25 protein-coding genes and 1 pseudogene are annotated in these 16,635 nt (G+C 39.3%); 22 read left to right on the top strand and 4 right to left on the bottom strand.

The genetic code is table 11. The features are described from left to right. The 4 genes from CA600_RS31540 to CA600_RS12640 form a co-directional block, all read left to right on the top strand. The coding region (locus tag CA600_RS31540) for a hypothetical protein (RefSeq protein ID WP_218832774.1) at nt 1-189 on the top strand (189 nt) is incomplete at its 5' end. Further along, entirely contained in the window at nt 186-1,295 is a 1,110-nt protein-coding gene (locus CA600_RS12650) for an AAA family ATPase (protein WP_218832773.1), read from the top strand. The genes CA600_RS31540 and CA600_RS12650, both read left to right, overlap by 4 nt. A 354-nt stretch (nt 1,296-1,649) precedes the next feature. Continuing rightward, nucleotides 1,650-2,651 (top strand): toll/interleukin-1 receptor domain-containing protein, encoded by a 1,002-nt coding sequence (locus CA600_RS12645; RefSeq protein WP_179281608.1) that lies wholly within the window; start codon nt 1,650-1,652, stop codon nt 2,649-2,651. Between the two features lie 21 nt (nt 2,652-2,672). Further along, a complete protein-coding gene (locus CA600_RS12640; RefSeq protein ID WP_094870500.1) occupies nt 2,673-3,119 on the top strand; it encodes a hypothetical protein in 447 nt (148 codons plus the stop codon). 76 nt (nt 3,120-3,195) lie between these two features. Here CA600_RS12640 and CA600_RS12635 read toward each other — a convergent pair. The 3 genes and pseudogenes from CA600_RS12635 to CA600_RS12625 all read right to left on the bottom strand — a co-directional run. After that, nucleotides 3,196-3,849 (bottom strand): annotated as a pseudogene (locus CA600_RS12635) (SpoVR family protein); the annotation flags it as partial. Between the two features lie 25 nt (nt 3,850-3,874). After that, complete coding sequence (locus tag CA600_RS12630; RefSeq protein WP_094870499.1) at nt 3,875-5,299, bottom strand: recombinase family protein; 1,425 nt, start codon at nt 5,297-5,299, stop codon at nt 3,875-3,877. Nucleotides 5,300-5,311: 12 nt separating this feature from the next. Next, nucleotides 5,312-5,950 carry a LexA family protein gene (locus CA600_RS12625; protein WP_094870498.1) on the bottom strand — a complete coding sequence of 213 codons (639 nt, stop codon included), beginning with the start codon at nt 5,948-5,950 and terminating at the stop codon, nt 5,312-5,314. A 153-nt stretch (nt 5,951-6,103) separates the two neighbouring features. On the opposite strand from CA600_RS12625, the gene CA600_RS12620 reads away from it, so the two are divergent. The 9 genes from CA600_RS12620 to CA600_RS12580 all read left to right on the top strand — a co-directional run bounded on the left by CA600_RS12620 (nt 6,104) and on the right by CA600_RS12580 (nt 12,056). After that, nucleotides 6,104-6,367: a helix-turn-helix transcriptional regulator gene (locus CA600_RS12620; protein ID WP_094870497.1), complete on the top strand. Its 264-nt coding sequence runs from the start codon at nt 6,104-6,106 to the stop codon at nt 6,365-6,367. Between the two features lie 49 nt (nt 6,368-6,416). Continuing rightward, the gene (locus CA600_RS31790) at nt 6,417-6,539 is read left to right on the top strand and encodes a hypothetical protein (protein ID WP_256989827.1); all 123 of its coding nucleotides are present in this window, start codon (nt 6,417-6,419) and stop codon (nt 6,537-6,539) included. A gap of 134 nt (nt 6,540-6,673) precedes the next feature. After that, complete coding sequence (locus tag CA600_RS12615; RefSeq protein ID WP_094870496.1) at nt 6,674-7,792, top strand: ParB N-terminal domain-containing protein; 1,119 nt, start codon at nt 6,674-6,676, stop codon at nt 7,790-7,792. A gap of 1 nt (nt 7,793) precedes the next feature. After that, nucleotides 7,794-8,249, top strand: a complete 456-nt coding sequence (locus CA600_RS12610) for an ORF6C domain-containing protein (protein ID WP_094870495.1) — start codon at nt 7,794-7,796, stop codon at nt 8,247-8,249. 278 nt (nt 8,250-8,527) lie between these two features. Next, nucleotides 8,528-9,598: a replication protein gene (locus tag CA600_RS12600; RefSeq protein ID WP_094870493.1), complete on the top strand. Its 1,071-nt coding sequence runs from the start codon at nt 8,528-8,530 to the stop codon at nt 9,596-9,598. 9 nt (nt 9,599-9,607) lie between these two features. Further along, nucleotides 9,608-10,561: a primosomal protein DnaI gene (gene dnaI / locus CA600_RS12595; protein ID WP_256989828.1), complete on the top strand. Its 954-nt coding sequence runs from the start codon at nt 9,608-9,610 to the stop codon at nt 10,559-10,561. A 2-nt stretch (nt 10,562-10,563) separates the two neighbouring features. Beyond that, nucleotides 10,564-11,670, top strand: coding sequence for a DNA polymerase III subunit beta (dnaN, locus tag CA600_RS12590; protein WP_094870491.1), 1,107 nt, complete (start codon nt 10,564-10,566; stop codon nt 11,668-11,670). Nucleotides 11,671-11,673: 3 nt separating this feature from the next. Beyond that, the gene (locus CA600_RS12585) at nt 11,674-11,859 is read left to right on the top strand and encodes a hypothetical protein (protein WP_094870490.1); all 186 of its coding nucleotides are present in this window, start codon (nt 11,674-11,676) and stop codon (nt 11,857-11,859) included. After that, nucleotides 11,856-12,056, top strand: coding sequence for a hypothetical protein (locus CA600_RS12580; RefSeq protein ID WP_094870489.1), 201 nt, complete (start codon nt 11,856-11,858; stop codon nt 12,054-12,056). The genes CA600_RS12585 and CA600_RS12580 overlap by 4 nt, the downstream gene beginning before the upstream one ends. Nucleotides 12,057-12,078: 22 nt before the next feature. Here CA600_RS12580 and CA600_RS12575 read toward each other — a convergent pair whose 3' ends face one another. Further along, nucleotides 12,079-12,282 (bottom strand): helix-turn-helix domain-containing protein, encoded by a 204-nt coding sequence (locus CA600_RS12575; protein WP_076202818.1) that lies wholly within the window; start codon nt 12,280-12,282, stop codon nt 12,079-12,081. Nucleotides 12,283-12,458: 176 nt separating this feature from the next. Here CA600_RS12575 and CA600_RS31220 point away from each other — a divergent pair, with 176 nt between their 5' ends. The 9 genes from CA600_RS31220 (at nt 12,459) to CA600_RS12540 (ending at nt 16,634) form a co-directional block, all read left to right on the top strand. Next, a complete protein-coding gene (locus tag CA600_RS31220; RefSeq protein ID WP_179281607.1) occupies nt 12,459-12,632 on the top strand; it encodes a hypothetical protein in 174 nt (57 codons plus the stop codon). Nucleotides 12,633-12,695: 63 nt separating this feature from the next. Next, entirely contained in the window at nt 12,696-13,370 is a 675-nt protein-coding gene (locus CA600_RS12570) for an HNH endonuclease signature motif containing protein (RefSeq protein WP_094870488.1), read from the top strand. Nucleotides 13,371-13,380: 10 nt separating this feature from the next. Further along, entirely contained in the window at nt 13,381-13,980 is a 600-nt protein-coding gene (locus CA600_RS12565) for a sigma-70 family RNA polymerase sigma factor (protein WP_094870487.1), read from the top strand. Nucleotides 13,981-14,013: 33 nt separating this feature from the next. Beyond that, nucleotides 14,014-14,247, top strand: coding sequence for a hypothetical protein (locus tag CA600_RS12560; RefSeq protein WP_094870486.1), 234 nt, complete (start codon nt 14,014-14,016; stop codon nt 14,245-14,247). Between the two features lie 3 nt (nt 14,248-14,250). Continuing rightward, nucleotides 14,251-14,937 carry a hypothetical protein gene (locus tag CA600_RS12555; RefSeq protein ID WP_256989826.1) on the top strand — a complete coding sequence of 229 codons (687 nt, stop codon included), beginning with the start codon at nt 14,251-14,253 and terminating at the stop codon, nt 14,935-14,937. 53 nt (nt 14,938-14,990) lie between these two features. Beyond that, entirely contained in the window at nt 14,991-15,161 is a 171-nt protein-coding gene (locus tag CA600_RS31215; protein WP_179281606.1) for a DUF6877 family protein, read from the top strand. Nucleotides 15,162-15,166: 5 nt separating this feature from the next. Next, nucleotides 15,167-15,622 carry an ASCH domain-containing protein gene (locus CA600_RS12550; RefSeq protein ID WP_094870485.1) on the top strand — a complete coding sequence of 152 codons (456 nt, stop codon included), beginning with the start codon at nt 15,167-15,169 and terminating at the stop codon, nt 15,620-15,622. Continuing rightward, a complete protein-coding gene (locus tag CA600_RS12545; protein WP_094870484.1) occupies nt 15,619-16,230 on the top strand; it encodes a hypothetical protein in 612 nt (203 codons plus the stop codon). The genes CA600_RS12550 and CA600_RS12545 overlap by 4 nt, the downstream gene beginning before the upstream one ends. Next, nucleotides 16,227-16,634 carry a hypothetical protein gene (locus CA600_RS12540; RefSeq protein WP_094870483.1) on the top strand — a complete coding sequence of 136 codons (408 nt, stop codon included), beginning with the start codon at nt 16,227-16,229 and terminating at the stop codon, nt 16,632-16,634. The genes CA600_RS12545 and CA600_RS12540 overlap by 4 nt, the downstream gene beginning before the upstream one ends. Nucleotide 16,635 lies beyond the last annotated feature (1 nt).

The following is a 16,635-nucleotide window of genomic DNA, read 5'->3' as shown; positions in this document are numbered from 1 at the left end:
GAGCAACAAGCAGAAAGTATATCTGCATATCTTGAATCTGAATTATCAAGGGCCAAAAATGAGATTGCAGAGCTTAGTCTTTTGACAAGAATCTTATCAAAAGGGTTGAAGACTACTCAAGTTATTTCATTTACTACTATCACTATCATATGTATTCTAGTAGTTTTGATAATAAGTGGGGTTTTATGATGATTTCAGAGAATTACAAATACCAGCTGATTAAAGAAACTAAGCAGTTAGATGTTTTCTTGGGACAAACATCTGATTTTGAACGATTAGTTCGAGAAATAACTGATGAACAAAATGATAGGGCTGTATTAGAGTTAATCAAAAACTTAGGTATCTTAACTAAGAAACAATCCTTACCTAACATGGAACAAAAGCAAGAAAAAATTGTTGAGATGTTATATAAGTATCTTGGAGCATCAAAAGTTGATGGAATTTTCCAGGACTTAAAAGAGTCGTCGAATGTCTCACTAGATGTGCTACTTAACCAATTAGATGAATTGGTTGGGCTCGAAAATGTGAAGCAGCAAGTCCGTGATTTGATTGATTTTAATCAAGTTCAACATTTACGGGAGAAAAACGGACTAAAGAAGTCTAACAAAACCTTACATATGGCGTTTCTTGGAAATCCTGGTACAGCTAAAACTACAGTGGCTCGTATTGTTGGGAGAATGTACAAAGCTATCGGATTACTGAGTAAAGGTCAATTCATTGAAGCGAGCAGGACCGATTTAATTGCTGAGTATCAAGGACAAACAGCAATTAAGGTGAAAAGATTAATTAATCGTGCAAAAGGTGGAGTCCTATTTATTGATGAGGCATATAGCATAACAGAGAATGATCATAGTGATAGTTATGGGAGAGAAAGCCTTACTGAGTTAACAAAAGCTCTCGAAGATTATCGCGATGACCTAGTTGTGATCGTAGCTGGGTATACAAATTTAATGGAGAAGTTCTTTGAATCCAATCCAGGATTAAAGTCAAGATTCAATACATTTATTTCATTCAGTGATTACTCACTCGATGAGCTTGTTCAAATATTCAATTACACGTGCAATCAAAATGATTATGTTGCCCAAGAGGAGGCAATCGAAAAAGTCCGTAATGTGTTACAAATGAAATTAAATGAAAAAAATGATCACTTTTCAAATGGTCGTCTTGTTCGGAATATATTTGATGATATAACGCTGAATCAATCGAAGAGACTGTCTAGGTTGACGGAGCCTATTACTAAAGAATCGTTAATGTTAATAACTAAAGAAGATGTTCCTCACGATATAATATCTTAAGAAAATCATGCAGGAAAAAACTTATTTCAGCGATATACGATGCAGGGTCTGCTAGGGCGTGTCTGAAAACTATATAGATTTTGATTGTCCTTTGTAAATCAAGTGTACGAATCTCAACCTTCAACTCAGCGTTTTTAGGTGTGGGATACGATTACTCCATCATTAGATTGTAGTAACTCCTATTATGCTTGTCTCAGGTTCTTGTTGAAATGTAGGCTGAATTAAGCACCTTAACATATACCACATTTGCTTGTTTACTAAATTAGTTGTTTCTAAAGCATAAACTAGCTTGTTGGTAGGGAACTTATGTTCTATAATCGCTGTAGGGAAATGATATATATAGGAGAGAGGGAAATGGATAAAAGATATACCGCATTCATCAGTTACAGTTGGGACGGACCTGCTCATGAACAATGGATTAGATCCCTTGTAAATGACTTGCGATCACAGGGTGGTGTGGATGCTACCTGTGATCAATTTGAGGTTCAAGATAAGACAGTGAATTTAAATACTATGATGATAAAAGCGATACGTGATAATGATTACGTTATTGTAGTACTCACTAAATCGTATGCCCAAAAATCAGACAGTTTGCAAGGTGGAGTTGGCTTTGAAACTGTGTTATCATTACCAGCCTTGAGGACAGAGCCTGATAAATTCATCTTTGTTATGCGTGAGGGAGATTATTCGGATGTGTTTCCATACCATTTGCGTGATTATTATGCCATCAACTTTAGTCAGGATATAGAATATAAGTCAAAATTGGATGAATTAATTCGACGTATCTACAAAAAAGGTAAATTTGAAAAAGCTCCATTAGGAGACATTCCTGATTTTGGTGTAAGGGACCAAGTTAATTCACAGTTGCAAGCAGTAGAAACATTGAAAATAAAGAGTGTTTTTGATGATTTGGAATTACCTATTGCGAGAGGCGTAAGCGATTTGGATAAAAAGAAATTCATTAACCAGAGTTTTATTGATATTTGTGATCTGTTTGGACAACTATTTAATCAAATGAGCAAAAAGCTCTCTGGATTCGAATTTAGTAATGATAAAATTGATAACCAGAAAGAAGTGTTTTTTCTTTATTTGAACGGGACTCAAGTATCAGGTGTGAAAATTTGGATTGGTGGTTTAGGGCATGGCTCTTCTTCAATTTGCCTAAGTTATGGTAACCATATAAGTACGAGGTCAGACAGTTCTATGAATGAGATTATTAATATTCACGTAGACCAGAATAACCAACTCTCACTCGAAATGACACTAAGCTTTATGACAAAGGTCAAAGCGGTTACTCCAGAACAAATAGTGCGAGCAATTTGGTCATCTTCATTAGCACAATCATTTAAATCATAATGATTTGGAAGGGTGAATGATTTGTTTAAACCTGATAATTATGATGACTTTATTCATTGGTTGAGAAATTATAATGTTGGTAAACAGGTTCTTGATGCAACTGGATTGGATAATTTCGAGAATGAAAGTTTTCTAGCAAAATTAAATTACGAACAAACAGGCTTTATTTTTCTTTCACTTGATTCAACGGGGCTAACGCAAGGTGAGATAATTATGGATGATAAGTCAGATAATTGCGTAGTTTTGAAACGAATAAATATAAAGGAAGTTGTAAATGTTGAGTGTAGTCTCTCTGAATACACTGAAACTTATCATGGGCACCAGTTCAATCAGATTCAATACTCGGTTTTTCTTCGTGATGGAAATAGATTAGAACTTAGATCTACAGATTACGTCACGAAATACGAAAGAAATAGTTATCAGAAGTTTATGGAGTTAGGTAGGCGTTTACTTAATAAATTTAGATAAATCAATAATGAATACCTAAAAAACCGCCTCTATGTTGGAGGCGGTTTTGTGTATGAATTTAAGCACCTTAGCTGACCGAAGCCCAGCCTTCGTTCATGATCTTCGTCTCCATTTGTGGCCAGAAGTAGAGCATTTCATCGTGGAGCATGGTCATAATGTCTCGCTGCCAATCCTCCAAGACGGTGGAATATTGCTGGATAAACCAGACGATATCTTTTTCCGGCTCAGGTGGGAACGCACGATTTCCGGATGATGCTTCCTGTGGTCCAGAATTGCTCTTGTCTAGATTCCATAACTCGTCGTACGGATTGGCTGGTTTGGAGCCACCCAGAGGGGCATCCTTGAGTTCCTTCATTTTGGCTTCCAGCAGATGGGTCTTACCCAGCTTGCGCGGCTGAATGAGGCTGGGATCTATATGCTCTTGAATGGCCAGCACCGAATCAATGAACTTCTCCACAGCATCGGTGCCGTAGGTCACTGAATAACCGGCGATTCGGTCCGCTGTAGCTGACATGCTCTCGACCATATCCCGGTTGGACATAGAGAAACGCATGTTATTTTTGAAAAAATCGCAGTGTGCCAGCACGTGAGCTACGATCAGTTTGTTCTGAATCAGCGAGTTCCCATCAAGCAGGAAGGCATAACAAGGGTTGGAGTTAATAACGAGCTCGTATATTTTACTCAGCCCGAAATCGTATTGGGATTTCATTTTGTGAAACGTCTTGTTGAAACATAAAAAAAATGAAGAAATGGGTTTAAATAACCCATTCAATTTGGGGAGGCTGGCCTTTTACCAATGAAATAGATTTTATTAGTTTGCGGATGGCTATTTTTTTCTCATCTTCGGTGAAGTGATCCCAGGCTTGCCCAATTTGTTGGAACATTATTAAGGTTTTCTTTTCATCTATTTTTTTGGGGTTAACATCGATAAGATCGTCTATATCCTCTTCCAAGATGTCGCGTTGTTCTTCGAGGGTTTTAATTCTGTTACTTACAGCTGAAGCTTTAATATCTCCATTTTGTATTGCATCATATAAATTTTCAAGATTCGTGTTAACCTTTTTCAATTGTTCTGTTAGAAGAGAATATTGCTCATCGAAACTAGCTATTTCGCTCCTTTTCTTTTTTGACTTTTCTAGTAGTCGATTTGGATTAACCGCAATTTCTTTAATCTGATCTATCACCGATTTTTCAACGACATCTCGCCGAATGTAACCCATTTTACAACCTTCTTTTTTGGTTCTTTCTTTCGGGCGTACATGTTGATCTTTACATGCGTAAAGTTCATAAATGTACTCTTTATCTGCATGTTTCGATTTTCTTCTTACATGAACAATATTAACGCCACAAACACCGCATTTTAATAATCCGGTCAACAGGTATTCACCGATCGGTGTCATTCCTTCCTTTCTTTTCTCAATTTCTATTTGTACGGCATCCCAAATTTCTTGAGTAATTATAGCATCGTGTGTTCCATCATAGACGTTACCAACATATCCAATGTTTCCTGTGTATATCTGTCTGCATAATATCTCACGAACGACAGCATGATCAATCGTCCTACTGCGAGCTCTGGGAGCTGCCCACTCTGCAATTGATAGTCTGGAATGTCCATTGAGATAAAGATTATATATTTCTTGAATTACCCTTGCTTCTTCAGGTATGACCTCAAGTAATTGCAGTTCTTTATTCCAACTGTACCCAAATGGAACCCTTCCTCCATACCATTTACCTGTGCTGACCCGTTGTCTCCTACCAGCAGTTGTTCTTTCGATGATCATATCTCGATCTAACTGTGCAAATACCGCTAATACTCCAAGCATCGCCTTACCGAAAGCTGTAGATGTGTCGATTTTCTCTACAGAAGAAGTAAATGAAGCACCGAATTTCTCAAACTTATCTTCAATAAGTTCTAATATATCTCTTTGTTTTCGACTTAGACGATCTAGTTTGTAAACTAATACAGCTGTAACTTTCTTGTCCTCTATATTGCGAAGCATTCGCTTCAAAGCTGGCCGATCCATATTTGTACCTGTATACCCATCGTCTATGTATAACTTATAGTCATCCCAGCCTTGAGATTTACAGTAATGGATTAGTTTTTCTTTTTGAAAATCAATGGAATATCCCTGCTCTGCCTGTTCGTCTGTTGATACTCTTATGTATATCGCAACAGTCAATATTCTCACCTCTTAAAGTTTAATGATTATTCTTTTTAATTTTCCAATTATTCTTATATCTTGATGGTCTGAAGCAGATTTTGTAATTTGAGGATATGTCGGATTTTCAGATTGCAAGATAAGTAGTCCGTCATTTTTATATATTTTCTTAAGATACACCTCATCATCGATGAGCACGGCAGCAATCTCCCCATCTTCGATGTTTTCTTGTTTGCGTATTAAGAGGAGATCACCATCAAATATACGAGCGTTAATCATACTGTCGCCAGAGGCTCTAAGGTAAAAGTATTCCCCTCCATTAGTCCAGGAGCGAGGAGTTTCTTCATACCCATCGATATTTTCATAAGCTATTGTTCCGTTACCGCATGATACACGACCAACTACTGGCAAAGATAGTAATTCTGCCTTATCTTCATAAAGGTTCGATAAGCTCTTAGCTTCTTCAAATAATCGACTCTTTGATATATCAAAATATTCTGAGATCTTTTCAATAATGCCGGCTCTTGGATACTTTTTAGCCTTTTCCCAATCGGATACAGTGGAGATCCCAACGCCCAATATATCAGCGAGATCACCTTGAGTCATATTCTTGCTTTTCCTAAGTAAAAGCAAATTTGTTGAAAATATTTCTTGTAGATTTTTCTCTTCCACTGTCCGCACTCCTTTGAATATATTTACTTATTATTATATCGCTTTAAACGAAAAATACAACGGAATTGACGAAAATAATTCCGCTTAAAACGAAAAAAAGTATTTACATTTCGCTAAAAGCGTAATAATATAGTCCCAAGGAGGTGATTACATATGAATGCGACCCCTGCATACCTCAAAAATACATTAAGATCGTTAAGAGTTAGGTTAGGTCTTTCTCAGAAAGATGCTGCTAAAATGCTGGGTATTAGCGATGCTACATTGCGAATATGGGAAGAGGACTCAACCAAAATTTCACAAAAAAAAGTATGGGAAATCGAGCGTATTTATTATACGAAGCAAGATTTCATTTTTTTTGGCCCCGAGTCCGCTTTTAGCGAAATTCTACAAAGACAAGCTGTGTTGGATAAAAATTAGGGTTGTCCTAGATCGCATTCTTCATACACATATACAGGGAGGGGTGACAATGCACATCGATCAATTTCCACCTGATGTACAAGAATTTATCTATGACTTATGTGCTAAAGCATTGGAAAGAGCGGCTAAGTTGATACCTATTGTCAGCGAAGAGGTTGAGGAGGACTCGTAAGAGCCTCCATGAGTGGACAAGCCCCTAAGAAAAGAGAACAAGCATTGAATAATGTTGGATGGATTATTACAAAATTATAGCTTTCATAAAAAGCCTAAAGAAATATAAGTCACCTCTTTGGAAGGAGAATCACATTGCTCATTGATATCAGCAAGATCAAAGTAAGTGATCGTATCCGTCAGGACTTCGGCGGAATCGAAGAGCTAGCTCATGACATTGCACAGAACGGCCTAATAAATCCTATTGTCGTAACTTCGGAATACCAATTGATAGCCGGAGAACGGCGTCTAAGAGCTCACAAGCATCTAGGGTGGGACCGGGTAGAGGTCAACGTCATGGAGGTACGTGATTACGCTCATCAACTACAATTGGAAATCTCGGAAAATGAACACCGTAGAGACTTTACCTTTTCAGAGAGAATCGTATATGCCAAGAAAGTCGAGGAATTGGAGCGACTTAAGGCCAAGGAGCGAATGACCTCATCTGACAAGGAAAACTTGCCTGAGGATGGTAAAGGTCAAGTGAGAGATATTGTTGCTGAACAATCTGGATTTGGTAGTGGTCGAAATTATGATAAAGCCAAGTTTATTTCAGAACATGCTACTCCAGAAATCATCCAAGAACTTGATGCTGGACTTATAAGCACACATAAAGCTTTTACCCAAACAAAAGAACGAATGGAAGCAGCTGAACTGGCGGCTGTAGAAGCAAACGTTCGGGCCGAAGCCGCAGAGAAGGAGAAAGAAAACCTTAGGAGGCAATACAAGGACTCCATTCCTGCTGATCAGTTAGAAGAGGCTGTCAACGCCGCCATAGAACGTCAGCAAGAGGAATATGAAGCATTTATTGCTCAGAAGGATAAGGAAGCTCAGAAAGCACTCAAGGCACGTGACGATAAGTGGAAAAAAGATATCGAGATTGAACGAGACAAGGCTGAGGAACTAAAGGTTGGTCTTGAGCGAGTAAAAACTGAGATGGAACAACTAAAAGCCCAGCAGCCAGCAGATTTCGACGAACAGTTGGCCGCGCTGCAACTTAAAAACCTACGCTTTCAGGCAGACCAGAATGTGCTTCAGATTAGCGCCCACACCAAAGCATACCTTCAAAAAGTTGGGCTGTCAGCATTCGCATTGGAAACAATTTGTAATGCCAGTGCCAGTGAAAGGAAACGGATCAATGAGAGTTTGGACATGATCCAATCATTTATTGATCAAATCAGACCAGCCGTAAACGGCAGAAGGGTGGTAGGTTGAAATGACGCTGGTTAGTAATCAAGTTAGCACTCAAGACTTATTCGGAATGCTTGAGCATCAGCTTAACCTAACTGAAAAACAGGGTACGGCAATTCGCTTTTTGTTTGAGGGTATGAAAAAAATGAATGATGAAATGTCCGAGAAAGAAGCGCGAGTGGATGAAAAAGTAGAGGATATGCAGATGATGGTCCAAGAAGTACGGGATAGTGTAACCCTTACTGATCAGGAGTGCTATCAGATGCAGCAAGCTGTTAAGTTAAAGACGAATGAATTGACTAAACATCGATATAAAGAGTCTGATATGAAGTTTAACCAGATGGTTGGGAAGTACCGCCGACTTATCTGGAGCAAAATGAAGGAACGTTTTGAAGTGGCTAAATACAGTCACATTCGCCGTATCGATTTTGCGGATGCCATCGAGTTCGTCCAAAACTTTCTCCCGGAGGACTACTTATGACTCTTGAACGATCAAGAAAGCGACTTGAAGCTTGGCATAGACTTAACACTTTACGCTTAATTAGGACAAGCCCCGTAATCCTGGATGCAGCAAAAGATTGGTTGGATAAGGAAATCGAGGATCTTGAACTATTTTTGAAGATTAGACAAGTATCTTTGCGGAAAATGAACATAAAAATGACCGCGTTTTGGGGACGCGGCCATTCAATAGATAAAATAAATATTCAACAACAGAGTAACATACCGTTCTTTCGCGGTCAATGACTTGAGGTGAGCTAATTGGCAAACCCACAGCCAGAGAATGGCTTTGTAAAGCTGGCAAATGAGATATGGAATGAAATCATACGACGAGATTTCTCGAAGCGTCAGAAGGACATCATCCTCTTTATATGGCGCTTGTCATATGGATGTGGAAAGAAAACAGCACTTATTCCTTTATTAAAAGATTTCGAATTGTGCGGTATCGGATATCAAAATATCCGCAAGGAAATAGATTACCTATCTAATAGTAACGTTGTTTTGTGGGATCAAAGCAGGAATGTTTTTTCAGTGAATAAGGATTACGACCAATGGCAAATCAGTCCTGTTAAGGGTTGGGATGAAAGAAAATTCAAGGATTTGATTAGCAAAAACCTAGATGAAAAGAAAATAAATTCTTCTCAAAACAAGAAGCTTGAGAAGCGAGTAGTATATGGAAACTTATTATTCGCTTCTCAAAATAAGAAGGGGTTACTTCTCAAAACAAGAAGCCATAGGTTCTTAAAACGAGAAGCTAGATTGCATTCAAACCCTTGCGGCTGTAAGAAGAAAGGGGTGTCTAAAGACATTATTAAAAACAATATTAAAAACATTAGTTGTTGTTTAGGAAAATCAGACTCGGAAATTGGACAAGCATATACAACTCAAAACGAATCAAATTCAGAAAGCCAGGATGCCGTTCCTGCCGGGGATGCCGATTCCAACCGGGTAGCTAATGAATTAGATTATCGTAAACAGGTTGCAGATCGATACCTTACCCGTAGAGGCAAGGGCTTAGAGATAACGGCAAAGGACGAGCTTGTATTGGACGAGCTCATTGCAGATGTGGTGCCGATCCACATTGCACTTGCTGGTATAGATAAAGCATTTAACACCTTCAAGCCTAAACATAAAAAAGATGAAATCAAAAGTCTAAGCTACTGTGAAGGAATTATATATGCACTAAACGCTGAGGCCGTTGAAGAATCTGAGAAACAACCGAAAAATAAAAACTCATTAGAGCCAGATGTTGAATCTCATGTAAGCATACCAACAGAAGAAGAAATGCAGAAAATGTTGGCAGAAATGAGGTCTAAACGTGGAGGTGATTGATTGAAAGGCATGGGGGAAGAAATTAAACGTATTTTACCTGATCGTTTTTTTGAGAGAAAAGAAGCTTTGATAGATCGAATTTCTAAGCACCCTGAAGTATTGCGACTTAGGGATGAATACCCAGAGCTAGTAGACGTTAAGAGGGACTTGAGCAGCCTAGGAAACCACATCTCATGCTTTGATCACTGTCAATCATGCCCCGGCTTAAAGGGCTGCCAGAATGAGTTTCCGGGGCATTCCAGTCACGAAGAAGTTAGCGAAAAACAACAGATGCTTATTTTCAGATTAAAGAAGTGCTCTAAATTAGTTTCATTCGAAAAGAGAGAATTGAATCAAAAGAGGATTAAAAGTCATAACATACCAGCTCATATTGTAAATGCTTCATTTGAAGAAATGGAACATGATCAATATCGAAGATTGGCGATTGCAGAGAGCATGAACTTTTGCTTAGGGTTTGATAAAAACAATACTTACAAAGGTCTGTACTTATACGGGTCTATGGGAGTAGGTAAAAGCAGACTAGCAGGTGCGATTGCAAATGAACTAGCTGGAATGGGTGTCGATGTGATCATGGTGTACGTTCCCGATTATCTGGGAGAGGTTAAGGACTCCATCGCGACAAACGAAGTACAAGCTAAAATAGACGCATTAAAATCGGTGGATGTATTAATTTTGGATGATATAGGCGCTGAAACTTTATCATCTTGGACAAGGGATGAAGTAATGAGTCCTATATTACAGAGCCGAATGGAGACCAAAACCACAATCTACACCTCAAACCTTAACATGAAGGAATTATTTAATCACTTTGTAAATGTAAAAGACTCGAAAGGTCCGATTGATCTTAAACAGCGTGAGCTAAAGGCTACACGCATCATGGATAGGATTGAACCATTTGTTAAGGTATTGCATGTTGGTGGAAGAAATCGACGTAGAGATACTTCTTATAACACAGGAGGTTAACCGTGAAAATATCGATAGATAAACATGTCTTAGTCAAGCCTTTGGAACAGGCCAGTAAGTTTATTTCATCCAAAACACTAATCCCAATACTGGGAGAAATACTAATCCAAGCCACTTCAGAAGGTCTTTACTTAACAGGTGGTGATGATACACGAATACTACGAACGAAGATAAGTGATGATGACTATCAATTAATTGAGTCTGGCTCCATTACTGTTTCGGGGAAACGAATTACTGAAATAGTAAAAATAATGAAAGGAGTTATAGATATTGAGTCAAAGGGGCTTGAAACTAAAATTTCCAACGGAAAAAGAGCCTATGATTTGCCAAGTATGAATCCAGATGAGTATCCAGCATTTATTGAAGACATAGAAGGACCATCAGTAGAGTTTGACGGGAAGTCGTTGAATGATTTAGTAGAGGAAACAGCCTTTGCTGCTTCTAAAGAGGAAAAGACGCCGATCCTGATGGGATTGCTTGTTAAATTTAGTGAAAACACGGTTCATGTAATAAGCACTGATCGTCATAGGTTTTCATCTTCTGTTCGAAGTGTTGAGAATATGCAGGATATGCAAACTATCATTGAAGCCGCAACAATGAAGGAACTCATGAAGATAATTGCACCTACAGAAAAACTGAAAATTAAGCTTCTAGATTCAAAACTTATCATTCAGACTTCTAGTTTTATATTTTGCTCACGGGTACTTGAGGGTGTTTACCCTGATACTAGTCGAATCGTACCGACAACATGGCTGTCTAATACTAAAGTTGATCGACAACTTTTTTTAGAGGCTTTGGAAAGTGTGTGGATTATTGCGGATGAGGAGAAGTCGAAAATAGTAAGAATGGTTGTCGGAGAAAACATTGAACTTAGAGCATCCGTTGAAGGTGTGGGCAAAACGAGTCAGTCTATTGATTTTATAGATTTCAGTGGTGAAGGATTCAACCTCTCATTTAATTGTAAGTATGTTTTGGATGCTGTGAAGTCAATAACATCGAAAGAGTTAACGATTGCTTTCACTGGGAAAATGTCACCAATTATTTTCAGAGGAACTGACGACGAACGCAATTTTAGAATTGTTCTTCCATATCGAACTACGGAGGTGTAAACCATGTTAGAACAAGTGATTATAGAAATTGAGGACATTGAAAAGTACCTTGACGAACATGAGAAGAGTTTGTTATCCGGGTTACTTTGGAAAATTGAACAGTTGAAGGCTATTGAAAATGATCCGAATCAACTAAAACTGGATATCGTAGATCATCAACTGATAACTTTGGGGGATGTAACATCATGAGTGAAAAACTTAATCCTGGAGTTGTAGAAATGATAGATGGAGAGTATGGCGTATATAAAAGGTACTTCCTTGATAGAGATGAGCTTCAAAAATATCGAGAATTACCATCAGACACATATTGGGACCATCACGGACAGCCCATAATGCCACCAGATATGAAGCTAACAAAGGTAACAAAACATGAAAAAGGAGCATAGAGGATTTATTCCTCTTGCTCCCTCACTCGAAATCTACAAGATCACGAATATCTGTTATTTTCAAAGCTTCAGCAACGGCACATAAGTGATCTCTGTTGATAGCAGTACGGACGTTATTGCTTAAGTCGCTTATGGATGCTGGTCTTATTTTGGTCAATTCAGAAAGTTCTTTTTGAGTCATGCCTTTAGCCTTCAGTACTTCATCCAACTTAACTCTAATTTTCATGATACAACCCTCCTGTATAAAAGATAACACGAATAATTAATTATCGCAATTACGAATATGAGTATTTACAAATATTTGCGTCGGGTGTATACTCATATCATGAATAACGTAAATTCGTATATAGGTAATATACAACCGATAAGGAAAACTTTCCTGAAGGTACTGGAGGGCTGGTAATGGATAAGAAAAAGCTTGATCTCGCAGAGCTTGACGATCAACCACAAGAAATCAGAGAGGCAATAGCCTTTTATACTTCGCATACTGTGTTACCGATTCACTTCACAGCAGCTGAACGAGAACAGCATTACAGAACACTTGAACAAGCTGGTTATCTAGAACGAATCACATAATATCCGTAGCGTTACTGCATTAGCCAAGAACTAAAATCGAGACATAGGAGGTGAGAATGAGCAATGGAACATCAGACATTTTGGAAACCTGAAAAGCAAGTTAAAGAAAAGAAGTCCTACAGCAGTTTACATCAGCAAAAGACAAAAGCTAAAAAGGAAGTTCCAGAATGGAAGAAGGGTATCCTTGCTCATCACCAAAAAGGTCAAAGTTCAAAGGACCGTTGTGAATTTGACACGGACGTACTTGCAGAAGTTATAGCAGAACAAGGAGAGATATGCCCTTGCTGCAAAATTGCACAATCAACCACTACACATCATGTTTGGCCGAGAGGTCGAAAAGGGCGAGGCGTTAAGAGCAACGCACTACGAGTATGTTGGCCTTGTCATGACAAAATCCAAACAACTGATGAACTGCTTCAATATTGGATTTCAGTATATCGTGAGAAATACGGTGATCACTTCTGGTTTGACGAAAAAGACTGGGAAGAATTCAATCATAAGCAAAACGTTCTTCAGCAGAAGGAGCGCGAAAAGCAGGATCGTCAGAACCAAATCAAGCCAGTTGTTGATTTGCTTACAGCCGCAGCCGGTAGGAGCCTTAAGGCTAATGAGATACGCTTACTACAGTCGTTTGAGGATAAAGATATGCAAATATTCACAACTATGATGGCAGACGCTTTAGGAGCCATACAGGAGCCAACACCAGTATATAGTTACGGTGAACGTTTCGAAGATTAGGAGGATTCATATGGGCAGAATAGCTATGGAAATATCTCGCATTAGAGATAATCACCCGATACTTGGAACTAAAGAACAATGTGTAGAAGAACATCGAAAATTAGTGTTGAAGATAGCAAATTATTATGAAAATCGCACTTCCAATATTGTAGAAATAGAAGACTTAATTAGTGAAGGATATTTTGGTTTGTTGCTTGCGTTCGACCGATTTGATCCACTTAATAAGCCTGGTAAGGAGTTTTCGACATACGCTGTCCCTTATATCAAAGGGTATATCATTCGTTATCTTCAAAGTAAAGTGTGCGCAATCAGAACCCCATTCCATTGTAAAGGAAAACCTAAGTTGGTTATCTCAATGGACAGAAAGCTGCTTCGGTCAGATAACGAAGACCTGAACTTTTCAAATCTCTTACCAACTAATGATGATATAACACTAATTGATGTTGATGATTTTATAGATTCATTAACCGAATCAGAGCAAACAGTTACAACAATGATGATTGATGGATATACAAACTCTGAAGCAGCCGAAGTTCTTAACGTCTCAAAAAATACAATCACCAATATGAAAAGGAGGATAAGAAAGAAATATATCTTACAAGAGGTATAAAAATTCATATAACAACAAGAGGTGATTAGTTAAATGACCGAAAAAGAACAGCGCAGACACTTCCAGCGAATTAAATCCTTGAGTAACAATAAATTTTGGAAGTACATGAATGTACTTCATACAAGGGCGTACACCAAAGCTGAAAACCATTATCAAGAAGCTATGGATATCGTATTAACACCAAAGCAAAAAGCAGCAGTAATTGCTAAGGCTAATGAGATTCGGGAGTTTAAAGAAAATTCGGGCATAGCCCATAAGGAGAGATAAACAATGAGCATGGATATGAACGCAATCATCAATGATAAATTGGCCGAACTGAACACTGAAGGGTATGTAGAAAAAATTATTAAAAAGCAACTTGAAGACACAATTAAGGATGTTGTTGAAGACTCTTTGAGAAGCTGGAGTGATTTCGGCAAAGGATTGAAAGAAGCCGTAAAAAACCAGCTACAGATTAATCTTGAACAATTGGATATTCCATCTTATAACCACGTGATTCTTGATGCTATCAAAGCAGAACTGGAAAGATCCATTCATGATGTTGGTGTTGCCAAAATGCAGGAGCAGTTGCAAGAGTTACTGGGAACGAAGCAAGAGTCAATTAAATTCTCTGAAATTATCAAAGAAATGGTTGAGGACGAGCTCAAACTTGGGGAACTCGAATATGAGGATTACAAAGAGATCACGGTCCATGCAGATAAAAATCACAGCACACTCGCCTTCATTTACTTTGACCCACAAGCAGATCAACCTAATTATCGCTGTAAATACCGCCTCGTTCTTGATGCAGACGGAAGCGTCAATAGTGTACAAATTTCCGACAAGACATTTGATAAGAAAACAATTATGGGCGGCCTGCACGGACTTGAAGCAACGCTGTTTAAACTTTACACACATGGCACGAAGGTCATTATGAATGACTATGAAACAGAGTTTAGCAACCCTGAATACGAGTAAGCAATCTTGAGAGAGGGTTAACTACCCTCTTTCCTATAAAGGAGCTGAAGAGTTTGAATCCCTTGGAAGAGATTACAAAGATAGCTCATCTGCTGCCTCTGAAAGTGTTACAGGACATAAATACCCGAATAGGCGACTGGTTGGCTTCTGGAGGCAATGAGACCGATCCATATATCCATCAGCAATTGAGATTCGCTAAAAGATTTATTGAAGGGGAGGCATAACCAGTATGAAAGCAATAACTATAATTCAGCCCTGGGCGACACTGATCGCACTTGGGGAGAAACGTTTTGAAACACGCAGCTGGTCCACAAAGCACCGCGGTCCACTGGCAATCCATGCAGGGAAGAAGATTGATAAAGAAGCATGTGAGGTGCCGGAAATTAAAGAAGCACTGGCTCGGCACGGATACACGGGGAATAACCTGCCTACTGGGGCGGTAATCGCAACAACCAATTTGGAGCGAGTATACCCGATCAATCACCATGCTGAACACCTCAATCTTGCATCATCCATTAATGAACAAGGTGATATCGAGGAGATTTTCGAGAATAACGAGTACGCTTTTGGATGGTATGAGGAGGGGCTTTTCGCCTGGAAATTGGATACCCTTCGGCGTCTGACGGGGCCAATCCCAGCCAAAGGGCAGCAGGGCTTGTGGAATTGGGAAGGGGTACAGCCATGAGCGAAGGAAATGTTTCCCTGACGGCAGAACGAATCGCGGAGATCAAGGGACTGTTAGCAAAGGCAACGCCAGGTCCATGGAAATGGATAAATGAAGGGTCTTGTCTATTCCCCGAATGTGGTGCTGATTATGGTGATTATATACTGTTCGTCCAAAAGAGCGGACTAGGCAACAGCTCAGATGCTCCGTTAATTTCCGCCGCGCCAACTGTAATCGCTGAACTTCTGGTTGCTCTAGAAGAGTCACAGAAAGAGGCTGAAAAAAATCGGAAGGTTGCTGAAGCTAAGATACTCTTCATAAGCCAAGGAAATGAAGATTATATGTACGGTCTACAAGAAGATTTGGCAGAGGCACAGCAGACCATAGCCCTCAAGGATGAAGCTATCCGCGATTATGAGCACAACCGCAAGATCTATCAGCAAGAGTTAAGGGATGCTAAGCAGACCATAGCCCGGCAACGGGAACACATCAAAGGTATCCACAGAATCATTGTCAGTTCCTACAGTTACACCAATCAAGAAGAACTACGTTCGGTACTTACATCTGCTGAATGGGCCTGTGCTGAAGCTCTGAATGATCTGAAGGTAGAGGAAGGTGGGGAGTCATGACACAGTTACAGGTACAGACACTAAGCAATCAGGAGCTTAACCGTAAGCTGGCTGAGTTGATGGGGTATACAGTTTACTACTATGACAAGGACGTGCCAGAGAACTGCTATTACATGCTGGTAGATCCAGACGGCGATTATAGCGGGATAGAACGACCGTCAGAAGGAATGGCTTGGTTGGATGCTCCTTGGTATGTTGGCGACCCTGCCGCCTCTCTAGAGGTACAGGCAAAGGCGCTGGAATTGAATTACAAGGCGTATATTGACCACTTGGATGAGTGCGTAAACACTGATGAACTCACGATATGTTCAGAACCAAGCTATAGAGCTATAGCAAGTTTGTTGCTCGCCAGCCCCAGAGAGAGGGCAGAGGCGGCATATGTCACGATACAGGGGGAGAAATAGC

The sequence above is a fragment of the Paenibacillus sp. VTT E-133280 genome (genome assembly GCF_002264385.1).
Classification (GTDB): Bacteria; Bacillota; Bacilli; order Paenibacillales; family Paenibacillaceae; genus Paenibacillus_AQ; species Paenibacillus_AQ nitricinens.
This window is presented reverse-complemented; position numbering and strand designations above follow the sequence as displayed.